This is a genomic window from Lysobacter daejeonensis GH1-9, assembly GCF_000768355.1.
Lineage (GTDB): Bacteria > Pseudomonadota > Gammaproteobacteria > Xanthomonadales > Xanthomonadaceae > Aerolutibacter > Aerolutibacter daejeonensis.
In genome coordinates, this window is sequence record NZ_AVPU01000005.1 from 1 (window position 1) to 15337 (window position 15337).

Here is a 15337-nt window from a genome sequence, read left to right on the forward strand (position 1 = left end):
CCCAGGCCGCGCTGGGGGCGGCGGCCTCCGGGCAGGGGCTGGCGCAGGCGACGACCGCCTCGGTGGGCCAGGCCAGTGCATCGGTGGGTGCCGATGCGTCGGCCAATGGCGCCCTGCATGCGAACGACCAGGCCGTCGGTGCGGTTTCGGGCAATGCCACGGCCGCGGCCAGCAGCGCGGTCACCGGTCAGGCCGGTCGTGCCACCGACACCGCAACGGCTGGCAAGGAGGAGGCGCCCGCCTCGTCCAGCACCACAGCGCGCGACCGCCGCGCAGAGCGCAAGGCCGCGCGACAGGACGAAGCCAAGCGCAATCCGGATCATCACGAACGCTGATCGCGGCTTCGATGCGCAACCACTGCGGCCCGGTCATCCGGGCCGCATCTTTTGAGGCTGGAGCCATGGGTGTTTAGACCTTCGTCCAATCCTGCGCGGTGGCGAGCGCGCATTTGAGACGAATCAATATGCGGCCCCGTGCGCGCCATCACACTCGCGCCCCCACCCACCGCGAGGAACCCCACGTTGTCCGACCAGTACTTCGATCTGCAGCAGAGTTATGGACGATGCCTGCAGAACAAGCAGTTCATTGAACGCTTCTACGAGATTTTCATGGCGAGCAGCCCGCGCGTGGCCGAGATGTTCGCCCAGACCGATTTCCAGAAGCAGCGTCTGGCACTGCGTCGCGGCATCAGCGTCGCCATCTTCCACGCCGCCGGCAGCAACGTGGTCAAGCGCACCATCGACCAGATGGCAGACGTGCACGCCTGTCCGGGCCGTGCGCCGGTGCCGCCGGAGCTCTATCCGTTCTGGATCGAAAGCCTGATCAAGGCTGTGGAGGAGTTCGACCCCGAGGCGGGCCCGTTGCTGATCAACCGCTGGCGCGAGGGCATGACCTCGGTGGTGGACACGTTCAGCCACCGCTACCCCGGGCACTGACCCAACCCGCCGGGGCCGCCGTCACGGCGGTTCCGGCCGGTCAGCGGAGGGGCGGCGGCGGGCCGCCAAAGTCAACCGGTCGCGGCCCGGGCCGCCGTCCGGTAAACTACGGCTTTCCAGCGCCCCCAATTCCATGACTCCCCTGATTTTTGTCACCGGCGGCGTGGTGTCCTCGCTTGGCAAGGGCATTGCGGCAGCCTCGCTGGCAGCCATCCTCGAAGCGCGCGGCCTGCGCGTGACGATGATGAAGCTTGACCCCTACATCAACGTGGACCCGGGCACCATGAGCCCGTTCCAGCACGGTGAGGTGTACGTCACCGACGACGGCGCCGAGACCGACCTGGACCTCGGCCACTACGAGCGCTACCTGCGCAACCGTCTCAGCCGCAAGAACTCGGTCACCACCGGCCGGATCTACGAGAACGTGATCCGCAAGGAGCGCCGTGGCGAGTACCTGGGCGGCACCGTGCAGGTCATCCCGCACATCACCGACGAGATCAAGCGCTGCATTGTTGAAGCCACCGAAGGCTACGACGTCGCGCTGGTCGAGATCGGCGGCACCGTCGGCGACATCGAGTCGCTGCCGTTCCTCGAGGCCATCCGCCAGATCCGCACCGAGCGTGGCCCGGACAAGGCCATCTTCATGCACCTGACCCTGGTGCCGTGGATCGCCGCCGCCGGCGAGCTGAAGACCAAGCCGACCCAGCACTCGGTCAAGGAGCTGCGCTCCATCGGCATCCAGCCGGACATCCTGCTGTGCCGCTCCGAGCAGCCGCTGCCGGACAGCGAGCGCCGCAAGATCGCGTTGTTCACCAACGTGCCGGAGCGCGCGGTCATCTCGGCCGTCGACCTGCCCAACATCTACCGCATGCCCGAGCGCTTCCACGACCAGGGCCTGGACGACATCGTCATCGACCGCCTGCGCCTGCAGGCGGGCCCGTGCGACCTGTCCGAATGGGACGCCGTGGTGGATGCCAGCGAGCACCCGGTCGACGAGGTCACCATCGGCGTGGTCGGCAAGTACGTCGACCACCAGGATGCGTACAAGTCGGTGGGCGAGGCGCTCAAGCACGGCGGCCTGCGCCAGCGCACCAAGGTCAACCTCAAGTGGCTGGAATCGACCGACGTTGAAGAGCAGGGCGCCTCGGTGCTGGATGGCATCGACGGCATCCTGGTGCCCGGCGGCTTCGGTGACCGCGGCTTCGAAGGCAAGGTGCTGACCGCGCAGTTCGCCCGCGAGCAAGGCGTTCCGTATTTCGGCATCTGCTACGGCATGCAGGCCGCGGTGGTGGACTACGCCCGCCACGTGGCGGGGCTGGAAGGCGCCAACAGCACCGAGAACGACAAGGCCAGCCCGCACCCGGTGATCGGCCTGATCACCGAATGGCGCACCGCCACCGGTGAGGTCGAGCGCCGCAGCGAGGAAAGCGACCTGGGCGGCACCATGCGCTTGGGCCTGCAGGAGCAGCGCATCAAGCCGGGCACGCTGGCCCACGCGATGTACGGCAAGGACATCGTCGGCGAGCGCCATCGCCACCGTTACGAGTTCAACAACCGTTACCTCAACCAGCTGGAGAACGCCGGCCTGGTGTTCAGCGCCAAGTCGATGGACGAGACGCTGGTGGAGATGGTCGAGCTGTCGCAAGACAAGCACCCGTGGTTCCTGGCCTGCCAGGCGCACCCGGAGTTCCTGTCCACCCCGCGCGACGGCCACCCGCTGTTCGTCGGCTTCATCCGTGCCGCGCGTGAGCGCAAGGCCGGTGGCAAGCTGCTCAAGGAAGCGATTGCATGAACCTGTGTGGCTTTGAAATCGGCCTCGACAAGCCGTTCTTCCTGATCGCCGGCCCGTGCGTGATCGAGTCGATGCAGCTGCAGATCGACACCGCCGGCACGCTCAAGGAGATCACCTCCGAGCTCGGCATCCCCTTCATCTTCAAGTCCAGCTTCGACAAGGCCAACCGCACCTCGGCGACGAGTTTCCGCGGCCCGGGGATGGAGGAGGGACTGAAGGTGCTGGCCGAGGTGAAGCGTCAGCTGGGCGTGCCCGTGCTGACCGACGTGCATGAGTACACCCCGATGGACGAGGTGGCCGCCGTCGTCGACGTGCTGCAGACCCCTGCCTTCCTGTGCCGCCAGACCGATTTCATCCAGAAGGTGGCGCGCGCCGGCAAGCCGGTGAACATCAAGAAGGGCCAGTTCCTGTCGCCGTGGGAGATGAAGCACGTCTCCGAGAAGGCGCTGGCCACCGGCAACGCCGACATCATGGTCTGCGAGCGCGGCGCCAGCTTCGGCTACAACAACCTGGTCAGCGACATGCGTTCGCTGGCGGTGATGCGCGACACCGGCTGTCCGGTGGTGTTCGACGCCACCCATAGCGTGCAGTTGCCCGGCGGCGCCGGCGGCAGCAGCGGCGGCCAGCGCGAATTCGTGCCGGTGCTGTCGCGCGCGGCGATGGCGGTGGGCATTTCCGGCATCTTCATGGAAACACACCCCAAGCCCGAGGAAGCACTCAGCGACGGCCCCAATGCGTGGCCGCTGCCGAAGATGCGCGCGCTGCTGGAGACCCTCAAGCAGATCGACGAGGTCACCAAGCGCAACGGTTTCCTCGAGGCCAGCCTGTAACGGCTCGCGCTGCCCTTCCTTTCGAATTCCACTTCAAGACAAACCGGAACCGTCCGTCGACATGACCACGATCGCCAAAGTCCACGCCCGCGAGATCCTCGACAGCCGCGGCAACCCCACGCTGGAAGCCGAAGTCACCCTGGCCGACGGCAGCTTCGGCCGCGCGATGGTGCCCTCGGGTGCCTCCACCGGTACCAAGGAGGCCGTGGAGCTGCGTGACGGCGACAAGACCCGCTACCTGGGCAAGGGCGTGCGCAACGCCGTGGCCAACGTCAACACCACCATTGCCGCCGCGCTGGCCGGCTTCGACGCCGCCGACCAGGCTGGCCTGGACAAGCGCCTGATCGACCTCGACGGCACCGAGAACAAGGGCCGCCTGGGCGCGAACGCGCTGTTGGGTGTGTCGATGGCCAACGCGCACGCCGTCGCCGCCTCGCGCAAGCAGCCGCTGTGGCAGTACCTGGCGGGCGGTCGCGAGGCCGTGCTGCCGGTGCCGATGATGAACATCATCAACGGCGGCGCGCATGCCGACAACAACGTCGACATGCAGGAATTCATGATCCTGCCGGTCGGCCTGCCCACCTTCGCCGAGTCGCTGCGCGCCGGCACCGAGGTGTTCCACGCGCTGAAGTCGGTGCTCAAGGGCCGTGGCCTGGGCACGGCGGTGGGCGACGAGGGCGGTTTCGCCCCCGACCTGCGCAGCAACGAAGAGGCGCTGGAAACCATCCTCGAAGCCATCGGCAAGGCCGGCTACAAGGCGGGCGAGGATATCCTGCTGGGCCTGGACGTCGCCTCCAGCGAGTTCTTCGAGAACGGCAAGTACAACCTCACCGGTGAAGGCAAGCGCCTGACCAGCGAGCAGTTCGTCGACTTCATGGCGGGCTGGTGCGCGCAGTACCCGATCATCACCATCGAAGACGGCATGTCCGAGCACGACTGGGCCGGCTGGAAGCTGCTGACCGAGCGCATCGGCAACAAGGTGCAGCTGGTCGGCGACGACCTGTTCGTGACCAACCCGCGCATCTTCAAGGAAGGCATCGACCAGGGCGTGGCCAACGCCATCCTGATCAAGGTCAACCAGATCGGCACGCTGACCGAGACGCTGGAAGCCATCGCGATGGCCGACGCCAACAAGTACGCCGCCATCGTCTCGCACCGTTCGGGCGAGACCGAGGACACCACCATCGCCGACATCGCGGTGGCCACCACGGCTACCCAGATCAAGACCGGCTCGCTGTGCCGCAGCGATCGCGTGGCCAAGTACAACCAGCTGCTGCGCATCGAGGAGGCCCTCGGCGCCGCGGCGAAGTACGCCGGTCGCGATGCGTTCGTCTCGCTGAAGCGCTAAGGGCAAAGTCGCCGCATGCACTGGGTCCGGGTCCTGCTGGTGGCGCTGCTTGCGTTGCTCGCGTTCCTGCAACTGCGCCTGTGGTTCGGAGAGGGCGGCCGCCGCTCGGTGGCCGACCTCCAGCAGAAGGTCGACGCGCAAACCCGCGAGAACGGCGGTCTGGAGCAGCGCAACAGCGCGCTCGCGGCCGAAGTGGAGGACCTCAAGTCTGGCGAGGCCGCGGTCGAGGATCGCGCGCGCAGCGAGTTGGGCATGATCAAGCCCGGGGAGACCTTCTACCGCGTGGTGGAGCCGCAGACGGGCGATCTCTCGTCCGACACCGCCAGCAACGTTGGCAATGACCAGGCCGCTGACTCGGTCGAAGGCAACCCCGCGCCGTGAGCGGCCCCCTGGTCTGGGCGGTGGTTCCGGCGGCGGGGCAAGGCACGCGCTTTGGCGGCGAGGTCCCCAAGCAATACCTGCACTCGGCAGGCAAGCCCCTGATCGAACACGCCCTCTCCGCGCTGTTGGCGCATCCGCGGGTGGCCGGCGCGATGGTGGCGTTGGCTGCCAATGACGCACGTTGGCCCGGCTGGACGTCGTTGCACGGCAAGCCGGTGCTGTGCTGCGTGGGCGGCGGCGAGCGCGCCGACTCGGTGCTTGCCGCGCTGGAGGCATTGCCGGCCGACGTGCCGGCCGATGCCCTGGTGCTCGTGCACGACGCCGCGCGCCCCAATCTGGCCACCGCAGACCTGGATCGGCTGATCGACGCGGCCACCGCCCATCCCGACGGCGCCATCCTCGGTGCCCCGGTGCGCGACACGCTCAAGCGCGCCGCGGTGGAGGGAACCATCGTCACCACCGAGCCGCGCGACGGCCTGTGGCGCGCCTTCACCCCGCAGGCATTCCGGCGCGATGCGCTGGGCAATGCCCTGCGCGCCGCACGTGCCGCGGGCGTGCTGGTCACCGATGAGGCCATGGCCATGGAGCGCGGTGGCGCGCGCCCGCGCCTGGTCGAAGGGCGGGAGGACAACCTCAAGGTCACCACGCCAGCCGACCTCGCGCTGGCGGACTATCTTCTTTCGCACAGGACGTGAGCCGCCCCCGGCTTCGCGGCGGCAACGCCGAACTGGGGATGTCGCACTCGCCTCCGGCACCAGACAAGGGCACACCATGAACATCCGCATTGGCCAGGGCTTCGACGTGCACACCTTCGGCGAGGGTGACCACGTCATGCTCGGCGGCGTAAGGGTGCCCCACGAGCGCGGCATCGTCGCCCACTCCGATGGCGACGTGGTGATCCATGCCCTGTGCGATGCCATGCTGGGTGCACTCGCGCTGGGCGATATCGGCCGCCATTTCCCGCCCAGCGACCCGCAGTGGAAGGACGCGGACAGTCTGCTGTTCCTGCGCCACTGCACCCGTCTGCTCGATGGGCAGGGAGGCTGGCGCGTTATCAACGCCGATATCACCGTGGTCTGTGAACGGCCCAAGGTGGGCCCCCACGCCGATGCGATGCGCGAGCGATTGGCCCGTGAGCTGGGCATCGACGTGAACGCAGTGAGCGTCAAGGCCACCACCAGCGAGCGCATGGGATTCACCGGCCGCGGTGAGGGTATTGCGGCCATGGCAGTCTGCCTGCTGGGCAAGGCGTGATCGCTGCATGATGGCCATCTACCCCGGCGCCCCCGAGTCGCCCACGCCGGAAGCCGATTCCGATGCGCCGACTCCCGAGACGATGTCGTTGGACTCTGCGGCGCCCCTAAGTGGCGACGCCGCCCCCATCCCGACCGTGGACGAATTGCCCGCGGCCCATGGCGCCCCCGTGTTGAGTGCGCACATCCGCACCACTGCCGAGGACTTCTTCGTCGAGGAATTGCCGGGTTTCGAACCCTCCGGCGCGGGCGAGCACCTGCTACTGACCATCGAGAAGCGTGGCATGAACACCGCGTTTGCCGCCAAGCGCATCGCGGCCTGGGCGGGTGTCGGGGACATGGCGATCGGCTATGCCGGATTGAAGGATCGGCACGCGGTGACCCGTCAGCGCATCAGCGTGCACCTGCCGAAAAAGATCGCACCGGACCTGGCATCGCTCCAGTCGGATGACCTGCAAGTGCTCGATCACCAGTGGCACTCGCGCAAGTTGCCGCGTGGGGCGCTGGCGGGAAACCGCTTCGTGCTGGTATTGCGGGCAGTGGAGGGTGACCGCGACGCCATCGAAGCCCGATTGCAGGCGATCGCCGCACTGGGCGTCCCCAATTATTTTGGCGAACAGCGCTTCGGACGCGATGGCGATAACGTCGCGCAGGCGCTGGCGATGTTCCGTGGGCGCCGCGTCGCCCGGGAAAAGCGCGGTCTCCTGCTGTCGGCTGCGCGTTCGGAGTTGTTCAATCGCGTGCTGGCTGCACGGGTGCTGGACCGCACCTGGAACCGTCCCTTGCCAGGCGAGGTCTGGATGCTGGACGGCCGCCGCAGCGTGTTCGGACCGGAGCCGTTGACCGACGATCTGCTGCGTCGACTGGACGCCTTTGATATTCATCCCACCGGTCCGCTTTGGGGGCGGGGTGAGCTGCGAACCCAGGATGCCGCTGCAGTCCGTGAGCAGTCTGCCTTGGCTGAGGGCGATGCGCCTGCCCTGAAGCGGGGCCTGGAAAAGGCCGGCCTGGAGCAGGAGCGCCGGGCCTTGCGCCTGCGTCCGGCGGGGCTGGCGTGGCGCTGGCGCGAGGAGGGCGTGCTCGAGCTCACTTTCGCGTTGCCTGCCGGCGCCTATGCCACTTCGGTGTTGGCCGAATTGGGCGACGTCACCGACGCCCCGCGAGCCTCGGCGCCGCAATGAAATCCGGCGCCGACGACCGCTCGTCGGCTGGCAGCCGACGACACTGGTGGCGTCTGGGCAGCGGCGTATAAGCGTAGAGGTAACCCGGAATCATGCCGGGCTGGAGGTGTGACGCCTCCCAACCTAGGAGTCGCGGTCATGCATGCGAATATGCGCCTTGTGGTGCTGTCCCTCGCGGCCGTTGTGGTCGCCGGTTGTGCCAGTTCGATGGAAAAAGATTCCGCCGCCTTGACGCCTGCCGCGAAGCCTGGCTCGGTCGTAGTGGACGCCGAGTACATGGCTGCGGTCGAGCAGGTTGCGCGTCGGCGCAACATCGGCGTCGTCTGGGTGAACCCGCCCAGCAAGCGCGTTGCGGGCGACCCACGCCAGGCCATGCGCTGACGCTCAGCGTCGCTTCGAGGGCGCCAGCAACACCACCACCGCGCCGGTGCCGCCCTGCGTGGGCGGCGCCGAGTGGAATGCCAGCACGTCCGCACGGTGTCGTAGCATTCGGTCGACCAGGTTCTTGAGCACGGGCATTCCGTCGCTCTGCAGCCCCTTGCCATGGATCACCCGCACGCAGCCGACGCCGTGCCGGCGTGCGTCGTTGAGGAAGGCACGCAGCAACGCTTCGGCGGTGCGGGCGTCGGTGCCATGCAGGTCGAGCTCCTCCTGGGCGGACAACTCGCCCCGCTTCAGCCGCTGCCAGGACCGTGACGGCAGTTCGTCGCGACGGTAGGCAAGGGTGTCGCCGGCTTCGAGCAGGCTGGCATCCAACGCATGGCGGAACGTCTCCCGGGCGGCCGCCTCGTCCTGCTCGGCCATGCGCGCGCGCGGGCGTGGCTTGGGCGTCGAAGGCGGCTCGGGTGCGTCTTCGAGCCGCCGCACGTCGCCAATCGCGCTGAGAAACAGCGCGTGGTCGTCTTCGGCGGGCTCATGCTTGCGTGCCATCCGTAAAGCCTAGCGCGGCGAGCCGGCAACGCAAGGCGAAGGGCGCGCGCTGGCAGGACGATCATCCCTCATCGGCTATCATGGGCCCAACGGTCCGCCGCGGCGTGTGTATCTGAGCGCGGTCGCCTCCATTCCCCGCCCACGTGAGGTTTTTCGCGAGTCCATGCGAGTACTGGTCAGCAACGACGACGGCGTAGACGCACCCGGCATCCGTGCGTTGGCGCAGGGGCTGCGCGCAGCCGGCCATGAAGTGCTCGTGGTCGCGCCGGATCGTGACCGCTCGGGGGCCAGCAATTCCCTGACCCTGGACGGGCCGATCCGCGTGGTCCAGCTGGACGCGCAGACCTGGCGCGTGCATGGCACCCCCACCGACAGCGTGCACGTGGCGCTGACCGGCATGCTGGAGGCCGAGCCCGACATCGTCGTGTCCGGCATCAACAGCGCGTCCAACATGGGCGACGACGTGATCTATTCCGGCACCGTCGCCGCCGCGATGGAAGGCCGCTTCCTGGGCCTGCCGTCGGTGGCCATGTCTCTCGCGACCCGCGACCACGATGGTCGCAATTACGAAACCGCCGCCCGCGCCGCGGTCGAGATCATCGCGCGGTTGGCCAGTGATCCGCTGCCGGCCGACACCATCCTCAACGTCAACGTGCCCGATATCCCATGGGATGACGTACGCGGCTTCGAAGTGACCCGCCTTGGCAACCGCCACCGGTCCGAAGCCTGCGTGCCGCAGCAGGATCCCCGCGGCCGCCAGTGGTGGTGGGTCGGCGCCGCCGGCCCCGAGCAGGACGCAGGCCCGGGCACCGATTTCCACTCCGTTCGCACCGGCCACATCTCCATCACCCCGATCCAGATCGACCTGACCCGCTATCAGGCGCTGGAGCAGGTCGCGAGCTGGGTCGATGGCCTGTCCGGTGCGTTGCGCGGCGGCGCGGAGGCGGCCTCGTGAGCGTGCGCATGCGGCTGCAACCCGAAGCCATCGGTTCCGGCCTGACCTCGCAGCGGGTGCGCGACCGGCTGGTCGAGCGCCTGCGCGAGAACGGCATCCGCGACGAGCGGGTGCTCAATGCCATCCGCACCGTGCCGCGCCACCTCTTCATCGACGAAGTACTCGCCAGCCGCGCTTACGAGGACACCGCGCTGCCCATCGGGCAGGGCCAGACCATCTCGCAACCGTGGGTGGTGGCGCGGATGACCGAGGCGCTGCTGGCCTGCGAGCCGAAGAAGGTGCTGGAAATCGGCACCGGGTCCGGGTACCAGGCCGCGGTCCTGGCCGCGCTGGGCCTGGAGGTGCATACCGTCGAGCGCATCGGCGAACTGCTGCGCACCGCGCGCAAGCGGTTCCGCCAGCTGGGCCTGAACATCCGCAGCAAGCACGACGACGGCCGCATCGGCTGGCCGGAAAACGGCCCGTTCGATGCCATCATCGTCACCGCTGCGGCGCCTGCACTGGTCGATGCACTGACTGAACAACTGGCCGTCGGCGGCATCCTGGTCGCTCCGGTTGGCGCGGCCAATTCCCAATCCCTGTTATGCCTCCAGCGCGACGCGGACGGCCGGATCACCCAGCAGACCCTGGGCCCGGTGGTGTTCGTGCCGTTGCTGTCGGGCATGGTCGACTGAACATGAGCCAACACCACACTTCCGCGGGCGCGGCCGACGCTCCCGCATCGGTCTCGCTGGGCGAACAGCTGGCCGCCATCATCCGCAACCTGCCCGAGGACAAGCTGACCCTGGGTGAGTTGCTGGAGGTCTTTGGCGACGAAGGCCTGCTGCTGCTGACCATGTTGCTGACGCTGGTGTTCCTGATTCCGGTGTCGATCCCGGGGGTGAGCACCGTCTTTGGCGCGGCGATCCTGCTGGTGGGAGTCAGCCGCCTCAGCGGCCGCCCGCTGTGGGTGCCGGCCCGTGTGCGTGATCGCGGATTGCCGGCGGACAAGCTGCGCCCCGGTTTGACCGGCGGCCTGGAGTGGGTGCGTCGGCTGGAGAAGATCAGTCGCCCGCATCGTCTGCGTGCCCTCGTGGAGGGGCGCGCACAGAACGTGTTCAACAACCTGGCCTTCATCCTCGCGGCCCTGTTGCTGATGGCGCCATTCGGTTTCGTGCCGTTCAGCAATACGCTCCCCGCGCTGGCGCTGCTGTTCTACGCTGTGGGCCTGGTGCAGCGCGATGGCGGGGCGATGCTGCTGGGGCACCTGTCCAACGTCGGCACCATGATCTATTTCAGCGTCCTGATTGGTGGGGGTGGCGTTGCACTCCACCAACTGTGGCAGCGTGTGTCGGGCTGAGTGCACACCGTTGCCCAGCCGTCGGGTCGCCTCGTCGGTTCGGCATGAAGACATGGAGTAAATCACGAGGCGCATGACCATCACGCTCATTTCCCGTCATACCGTGGCCCGGACTGCCATCCTGTGCCTCGCCGTGGCCACGCTGCTCTCGGCGTGCGCCAAGACCACCGTGGTGCGCGAAACCCCTGCGCCTTCCATCGCCAAACCGGGAGTGACTGCCGTCGTGAAGCGGGGCGATACGCTCTATCGCATCGCCAGCGCCAACGGTGTGCAGGCCAAGGACCTGGCGGCATGGAATGGCATCGCCGAGCCGTACACCATCTACCCCGGGCAGCGTCTGAAGCTTTACCCGGGGAGCAGTGGCGCGGTGGCAAGCGCGCCCGTGGCTTCGAGCAAAGCGCGAAGCGAACGCCCCTCGGTGCCAGTGGCCGGCACAGCGAAACCGGTCACGTCGACTGCCGCCGCCAAGCCCGCCGACACCAAGCCGGCGGCCCCAAAGCCGGCCGTCCCCAAGCCCGCACCGGTGCCCGCCGAAAGTTCCGTCAAATGGCGTTGGCCGGCCGACGGGGAGCTCATCAGCCGCTATGTCGCAGGCGAGCCCACGAAGCAGGGGATCGGCATTGCCGGCAGCAGCGGGGCCGCCGTGCGTGCCGCAGCCGATGGAGTGGTGGTCTACTCCGGTTCCGGCCTGGTCGGCTATGGCGAGCTGGTGATCATCAAGCACAACGACGAATGGCTGTCGGCGTATGGCCACAACCGCACCCGCCTGGTCAACGAAGGCCAACTGGTGAAGGCGGGGCAGCAGGTCGCGGAAATGGGGCGCAGTGGCGCGCCGCGCGACATGTTGCATTTCGAAGTCCGTTACAACGGCAAGCCGGTCGACCCGCTGCTGTACCTGCCCAAGCGCTGAGCAGGCGTCCGCCGGACCTCAGCCCGGCAGGATGAAGCCCGCCACTACTTTGCGGTTCTCGCCGGCAAGCACGTTGAAGGTGCGGGCCGCGGCGGCATTGGACATGACTTCCAGGCCGACACCGCGCCCCAGGCACGCCGCCATCACTGCCGGGGACGGAAACACCTGGTTCGCGCCAGTACCCAGCAGCACCACTTCCGGCGCCAGCGCCAGCAGCGGTTCCAGCTGGTCCACTGTCAGGGCCTTGGCATCCCGCACCGCCCACGCTTCGATCAGCGTGTTGGGCGCAAGGACGAAGCTGCCGGTCAGTCGGATGTCGTTGACGAGCGCGGAGATGCCATCGGCACCGCGCAGGAAGAACTCGTGGTCAGGGCGTTCGAGCGTGAGCTGCACGGCGCGCTCCGTAGGCGTGTCCCGGGCTCAGGCCCGCGGCAACACGATCTGGCGCTTGTCCTTGCTGGGGCGGTACAGCACGGCGGTGTGGCCGATGCGCTGCACCAGCGCCGAGCCGGTCCGGTCGGTGAGATCGTCGATCATCGCATCGCGTGCTTCACGGTCCGCGGCGCCCACCTTCACCTTGATCAGCTCGTGGTGCTCCAGCGCCAGGTCCACCTCGGCCACCAGCGCGTCGGTGATGCCCTTGCCGCCGACCTGCAACATCGCTTTCAGGTCATGGGCCTGGCCCCGCAGGAAACGGGTCTGGGCAGAGGTCAGCACGGTCGACATCGGGGCACGCAACAGGGGTGTGGCAGGGCGCTCAGGGTATCATGACGGCCTTCCCCCACCCGCATCCCCATGGCCACCCGCAGCAAAAGCAGTCAGCGCTGGTTGCAGGAGCACGTCTCCGACCCCTTCGTGAAGAAGGCGAAGAAGGAGGGTGCCCGTTCGCGCGCCATCTACAAGCTGGAGGAGCTGATCGACCGCGATCGCCTGCTCAGGCCGGGCATGACCGTGGTCGACCTGGGCTCGGCACCGGGCAGCTGGTCACAGCTGGTGCGGGCGCGCCTGGGCGACAGCGGCCGCGTCATCGCCATCGACATCCTGCCCATGGCGCCGATGGCCGGGGTGGAGTTCCTGCAGGGTGACTTCCGGGACGATGAAGTCCTCGTCCAGCTTGAGACCATGGTCGGTGACAAGCCGGTGGACCTTGTCCTTTCCGACATGGCCCCCAATAAGAGCGGAATGGACGCGGTGGACATGCCGCGGGCGCTGTACCTGTCGGAGCTGGCCATGGACTTCGCCGACAAGCACCTGCGCACCGGCGGCACGTTCCTGATCAAGCTGTTCCAGGGTGTGGGGTTCGACGACTACGTGCGTGAGCTGCGCAAGCGCTACGACAAGGTCGCGATCCGCAAGCCGGAGGCGTCGCGCAAGCGATCGCCCGAGGTGTACGCGCTGGCGCAGGGCAAGCGGGCGGTGCCGAAGTAGGGCATCCCTGCGCGTGGGTACGGTGGCGCCGTTCAGCGAATGGCGGGTTTTGACAATGTTTCGGCGAACGGTTGCGCGTAAGGTAGGCACATGAACGATTTGGCCAAGAATCTGCTGCTCTGGGTGGTCGTCGCCGTCGTGTTGATGGTGGTGTTCCAGGCATTCGGTCCGCGCACTGCCGTCAGCGAGACGCTGGCGTACGACCAGTTCGTGCAACAGGTGCAGAACGACCGCGTCGCCAAGGTGTCCATCGCCGAGGACCGGACCACCATCGATGGCCAGTTCAAGGACGGCAAGTCCTTCACCACCTACAACCCGGGCGACAAGGACCTGGTCAACGACCTGATCCAGCACAAGGTCGCCATCGAGCAGACCCCGCCGGCCAGCGGTCCGTCGCTGATGTACATCCTGATCAACATCCTGCCGTGGCTGCTGTTCATCGGCATCTGGGTGTATTTCATGCGCCAGATGCAGCAGGGCGGCGGCAAGGGCGCGATGAGCTTCGGCAAGTCGCGGGCCAAGATGCAGGGCGAGAACGAGGTCAAGGTGACCTTCGCCGACGTGGCCGGCTGCGACGAGGCCAAGGAAGAGGTCGGCGAACTGGTCGAGTTCCTGCGCGACCCGAGCAAGTTCCAGAAGCTGGGCGGCAAGATTCCGCGCGGCGTGCTGATGGTCGGCCCGCCGGGCACCGGCAAGACCCTGCTGGCGCGTGCCATCGCCGGCGAGGCCAAGGTGCCGTTCTTCAGCATCTCCGGTTCGGATTTCGTCGAGATGTTCGTGGGCGTCGGCGCCAGTCGCGTGCGCGACATGTTCGAGACGGCGAAGAAGCATGCGCCGTGCATCATCTTCATCGACGAGATCGACGCCGTCGGCCGCCATCGCGGTGCCGGCCTGGGCGGCGGCCACGACGAGCGCGAGCAGACCCTCAACCAGTTGCTGGTCGAGATGGACGGCTTCGAGGGCGGCGAGGGCGTGATCGTGATCGCCGCGACCAACCGCCCGGACGTGCTGGATCCGGCGCTGCTGCGCCCCGGTCGCTTCGACCGCCAGGTGGTGGTGGGCCTGCCGGACGTGAAGGGCCGCGAGCAGATCCTGCGCGTGCACATGCGCAAGCTGCCGCTGGACGCCGACGTGGAGCCGATGACGATTGCCCGCGGCACCCCGGGGTTCTCCGGCGCCGATCTGGCCAACCTGTGCAACGAGGCCGCGCTGTTCGCCGCGCGCGAGAACGCGAAGGAGGTCCGCATGGACCACTTCGACCGTGCCCGCGACAAGATCCTGATGGGCGCCGAGCGTCGTTCGATGGCGATGAGCGAAGAGGAAAAGCGCAACACCGCGTACCACGAGGCAGGCCACGCCATCGTCGGCCGCCTGGTGCCCGAGCACGACCCGGTCTACAAGGTCACCATCATTCCGCGTGGCCGCGCCCTAGGCGTGACCATGTACCTGCCGGAAGGCGACAAGTACTCGCTCAATCGCGTGGCGATCGAGTCGCAGTTGTGCTCGCTGTACGGCGGTCGCGTGGCCGAGGAACTGATCTTCGGCGCCGACAAGGTCACCACGGGCGCATCCAACGACATCGAACGCGCTACCAAGATGGCCCGCAACATGGTCACCAAGTGGGGGCTGAGCGACGCCATGGGCCCGATCGCTTACGGCGAGGAAGAGGACGAGGTGTTCCTCGGACGTTCGGTGACGCAGCACAAGAACGTGTCCAACGAAACGGCTGCACGCATCGATGAAGTGGTGCGCGACATCCTGGACCGGGCGTATGCGCGTACCACGCAGATCCTCAAGGACAACCTCGACAAGCTGCACGTGATGGCCGACGCGCTGCTGCAGTACGAGACCATCGACGCCCGGCAGATCGACGACATCATGGCCGGTCGCGTGCCGGGCCCGCCGGCGGAGTGGACCAAGTCCGGCCGCGCGTCCAAGGACGATGCGGAGACCCCGGGCGGCGCGATTGGCGGGGCTGCGGCGCAGACCTGAGGCACGACGCCAACGAGAGCATGAGGGAGGCCGGACTTGTCCCGGCCTTTCGCGTTTCACGCC

The 15337-nt window shown here is 67.6% G+C and carries 19 protein-coding genes; 16 read left to right on the forward strand and 3 right to left on the reverse strand.

Annotation, left to right across the window (positions count from 1 at the left end; translation table 11 throughout):
* The 10 genes from N800_RS16055 to N800_RS04030 form a co-directional block, all read left to right on the forward strand.
* Window positions 1-335, forward strand: a 335-nt coding sequence (locus tag N800_RS16055) for a hypothetical protein (RefSeq protein ID WP_036135198.1), incomplete at its 5' end; no start/stop codon positions are given.
* 186 nt (window positions 336-521) lie between these two features.
* Window positions 522-935 (forward strand): globin family protein, encoded by a 414-nt coding sequence (locus tag N800_RS03990; RefSeq protein WP_036135200.1) that lies wholly within the window; start codon window positions 522-524, stop codon window positions 933-935.
* Window positions 936-1068: 133 nt separating this feature from the next.
* Window positions 1069-2727 (forward strand): CTP synthase, encoded by a 1659-nt coding sequence (pyrG, locus tag N800_RS03995; protein ID WP_036135202.1) that lies wholly within the window; start codon window positions 1069-1071, stop codon window positions 2725-2727.
* Window positions 2724-3557 carry a 3-deoxy-8-phosphooctulonate synthase gene (gene kdsA, locus N800_RS04000; protein ID WP_036135205.1) on the forward strand — a complete coding sequence of 278 codons (834 nt, stop codon included), beginning with the start codon at window positions 2724-2726 and terminating at the stop codon, window positions 3555-3557. The genes pyrG and kdsA overlap by 4 nt, the downstream gene beginning before the upstream one ends.
* 61 nt (window positions 3558-3618) lie before the next feature.
* Window positions 3619-4905 carry a phosphopyruvate hydratase gene (gene eno, locus N800_RS04005; protein WP_036135207.1) on the forward strand — a complete coding sequence of 429 codons (1287 nt, stop codon included), beginning with the start codon at window positions 3619-3621 and terminating at the stop codon, window positions 4903-4905.
* A 15-nt stretch (window positions 4906-4920) separates the two neighbouring features.
* Complete coding sequence (ftsB, locus tag N800_RS04010; protein WP_036135209.1) at window positions 4921-5286, forward strand: cell division protein FtsB; 366 nt, start codon at window positions 4921-4923, stop codon at window positions 5284-5286.
* Complete coding sequence (ispD, locus tag N800_RS04015; protein WP_036135211.1) at window positions 5283-5981, forward strand: 2-C-methyl-D-erythritol 4-phosphate cytidylyltransferase; 699 nt, start codon at window positions 5283-5285, stop codon at window positions 5979-5981. The genes ftsB and ispD overlap by 4 nt, the downstream gene beginning before the upstream one ends.
* Before the next feature lie 76 nt (window positions 5982-6057).
* Window positions 6058-6540 carry a 2-C-methyl-D-erythritol 2,4-cyclodiphosphate synthase gene (ispF, locus tag N800_RS04020; RefSeq protein WP_036135213.1) on the forward strand — a complete coding sequence of 161 codons (483 nt, stop codon included), beginning with the start codon at window positions 6058-6060 and terminating at the stop codon, window positions 6538-6540.
* A gap of 136 nt (window positions 6541-6676) precedes the next feature.
* Window positions 6677-7720 carry a tRNA pseudouridine(13) synthase TruD gene (gene truD, locus N800_RS04025; RefSeq protein ID WP_036135423.1) on the forward strand — a complete coding sequence of 348 codons (1044 nt, stop codon included), beginning with the start codon at window positions 6677-6679 and terminating at the stop codon, window positions 7718-7720.
* A gap of 150 nt (window positions 7721-7870) precedes the next feature.
* Window positions 7871-8101 (forward strand): hypothetical protein, encoded by a 231-nt coding sequence (locus N800_RS04030; protein ID WP_036135215.1) that lies wholly within the window; start codon window positions 7871-7873, stop codon window positions 8099-8101.
* 3 nt (window positions 8102-8104) lie between these two features.
* Here the strand turns inward: N800_RS04030 and N800_RS04035 are convergent, their stop codons facing one another.
* Window positions 8105-8650: a Smr/MutS family protein gene (locus tag N800_RS04035; RefSeq protein WP_036135217.1), complete on the reverse strand. Its 546-nt coding sequence runs from the start codon at window positions 8648-8650 to the stop codon at window positions 8105-8107.
* Between the two features lie 163 nt (window positions 8651-8813).
* Here N800_RS04035 and surE point away from each other — a divergent pair, with 163 nt between their 5' ends.
* From surE to N800_RS04055, 4 genes are all read left to right on the forward strand, one after another.
* Complete coding sequence (surE, locus tag N800_RS04040) at window positions 8814-9605, forward strand: 5'/3'-nucleotidase SurE (RefSeq protein WP_036135219.1); 792 nt, start codon at window positions 8814-8816, stop codon at window positions 9603-9605.
* On the forward strand, window positions 9602-10279 hold the full coding sequence (locus N800_RS04045; RefSeq protein WP_036135222.1) for a protein-L-isoaspartate(D-aspartate) O-methyltransferase: 678 nt from the start codon (window positions 9602-9604) through the stop codon (window positions 10277-10279). The genes surE and N800_RS04045 overlap by 4 nt, the downstream gene beginning before the upstream one ends.
* Window positions 10280-10281: 2 nt before the next feature.
* Window positions 10282-10944 (forward strand): exopolysaccharide biosynthesis protein, encoded by a 663-nt coding sequence (locus tag N800_RS04050; RefSeq protein ID WP_052107898.1) that lies wholly within the window; start codon window positions 10282-10284, stop codon window positions 10942-10944.
* Window positions 10945-11017: 73 nt separating this feature from the next.
* Complete coding sequence (locus N800_RS04055; RefSeq protein ID WP_036135224.1) at window positions 11018-11854, forward strand: peptidoglycan DD-metalloendopeptidase family protein; 837 nt, start codon at window positions 11018-11020, stop codon at window positions 11852-11854.
* Window positions 11855-11872: 18 nt separating this feature from the next.
* Here N800_RS04055 and N800_RS04060 read toward each other — a convergent pair whose 3' ends face one another.
* Together N800_RS04060 and yhbY are read right to left on the reverse strand one after the other, a co-directional pair.
* Window positions 11873-12247 (reverse strand): Mth938-like domain-containing protein, encoded by a 375-nt coding sequence (locus tag N800_RS04060; protein WP_036135226.1) that lies wholly within the window; start codon window positions 12245-12247, stop codon window positions 11873-11875.
* A 27-nt stretch (window positions 12248-12274) separates the two neighbouring features.
* On the reverse strand, window positions 12275-12580 hold the full coding sequence (yhbY, locus tag N800_RS04065) for a ribosome assembly RNA-binding protein YhbY (RefSeq protein WP_036135228.1): 306 nt from the start codon (window positions 12578-12580) through the stop codon (window positions 12275-12277).
* 69 nt (window positions 12581-12649) lie between these two features.
* Here yhbY and rlmE point away from each other — a divergent pair, with 69 nt between their 5' ends.
* Complete coding sequence (gene rlmE / locus N800_RS04070) at window positions 12650-13282, forward strand: 23S rRNA (uridine(2552)-2'-O)-methyltransferase RlmE (RefSeq protein ID WP_036135230.1); 633 nt, start codon at window positions 12650-12652, stop codon at window positions 13280-13282.
* Between the two features lie 90 nt (window positions 13283-13372).
* On the forward strand, window positions 13373-15274 hold the full coding sequence (gene ftsH / locus N800_RS04075) for an ATP-dependent zinc metalloprotease FtsH (protein ID WP_036135233.1): 1902 nt from the start codon (window positions 13373-13375) through the stop codon (window positions 15272-15274).
* The last annotated feature ends 63 nt before the right edge of the window (window positions 15275-15337 follow it).

Bases quoted from the DNA above. Each gene is read 5' to 3' on its own strand.
- eno (WP_036135207.1), top strand. From the start codon at position 3,619: ATGACCACGATCGCCAAAGTCCACGCCCGCGAGATCCTCGACAGCCGC.
- N800_RS04055 (WP_036135224.1), top strand. From the start codon at position 11,018: ATGACCATCACGCTCATTTCCCGTCATACCGTGGCCCGGACTGCCATC.
- yhbY (WP_036135228.1), bottom strand. From the start codon at position 12,580: ATGTCGACCGTGCTGACCTCTGCCCAGACCCGTTTCCTGCGGGGCCAG.
- N800_RS04050 (WP_052107898.1), top strand. From the start codon at position 10,282: ATGAGCCAACACCACACTTCCGCGGGCGCGGCCGACGCTCCCGCATCG.
- ftsB (WP_036135209.1), top strand. From the start codon at position 4,921: ATGCACTGGGTCCGGGTCCTGCTGGTGGCGCTGCTTGCGTTGCTCGCG.
- N800_RS04030 (WP_036135215.1), top strand. From the start codon at position 7,871: ATGCGCCTTGTGGTGCTGTCCCTCGCGGCCGTTGTGGTCGCCGGTTGT.
- ftsH (WP_036135233.1), top strand. From the start codon at position 13,373: ATGAACGATTTGGCCAAGAATCTGCTGCTCTGGGTGGTCGTCGCCGTC.
- rlmE (WP_036135230.1), top strand. From the start codon at position 12,650: ATGGCCACCCGCAGCAAAAGCAGTCAGCGCTGGTTGCAGGAGCACGTC.
- surE (WP_036135219.1), top strand. From the start codon at position 8,814: ATGCGAGTACTGGTCAGCAACGACGACGGCGTAGACGCACCCGGCATC.
- ispF (WP_036135213.1), top strand. From the start codon at position 6,058: ATGAACATCCGCATTGGCCAGGGCTTCGACGTGCACACCTTCGGCGAG.
- pyrG (WP_036135202.1), top strand. From the start codon at position 1,069: ATGACTCCCCTGATTTTTGTCACCGGCGGCGTGGTGTCCTCGCTTGGC.
- N800_RS04035 (WP_036135217.1), bottom strand. From the start codon at position 8,650: ATGGCACGCAAGCATGAGCCCGCCGAAGACGACCACGCGCTGTTTCTC.
- kdsA (WP_036135205.1), top strand. From the start codon at position 2,724: ATGAACCTGTGTGGCTTTGAAATCGGCCTCGACAAGCCGTTCTTCCTG.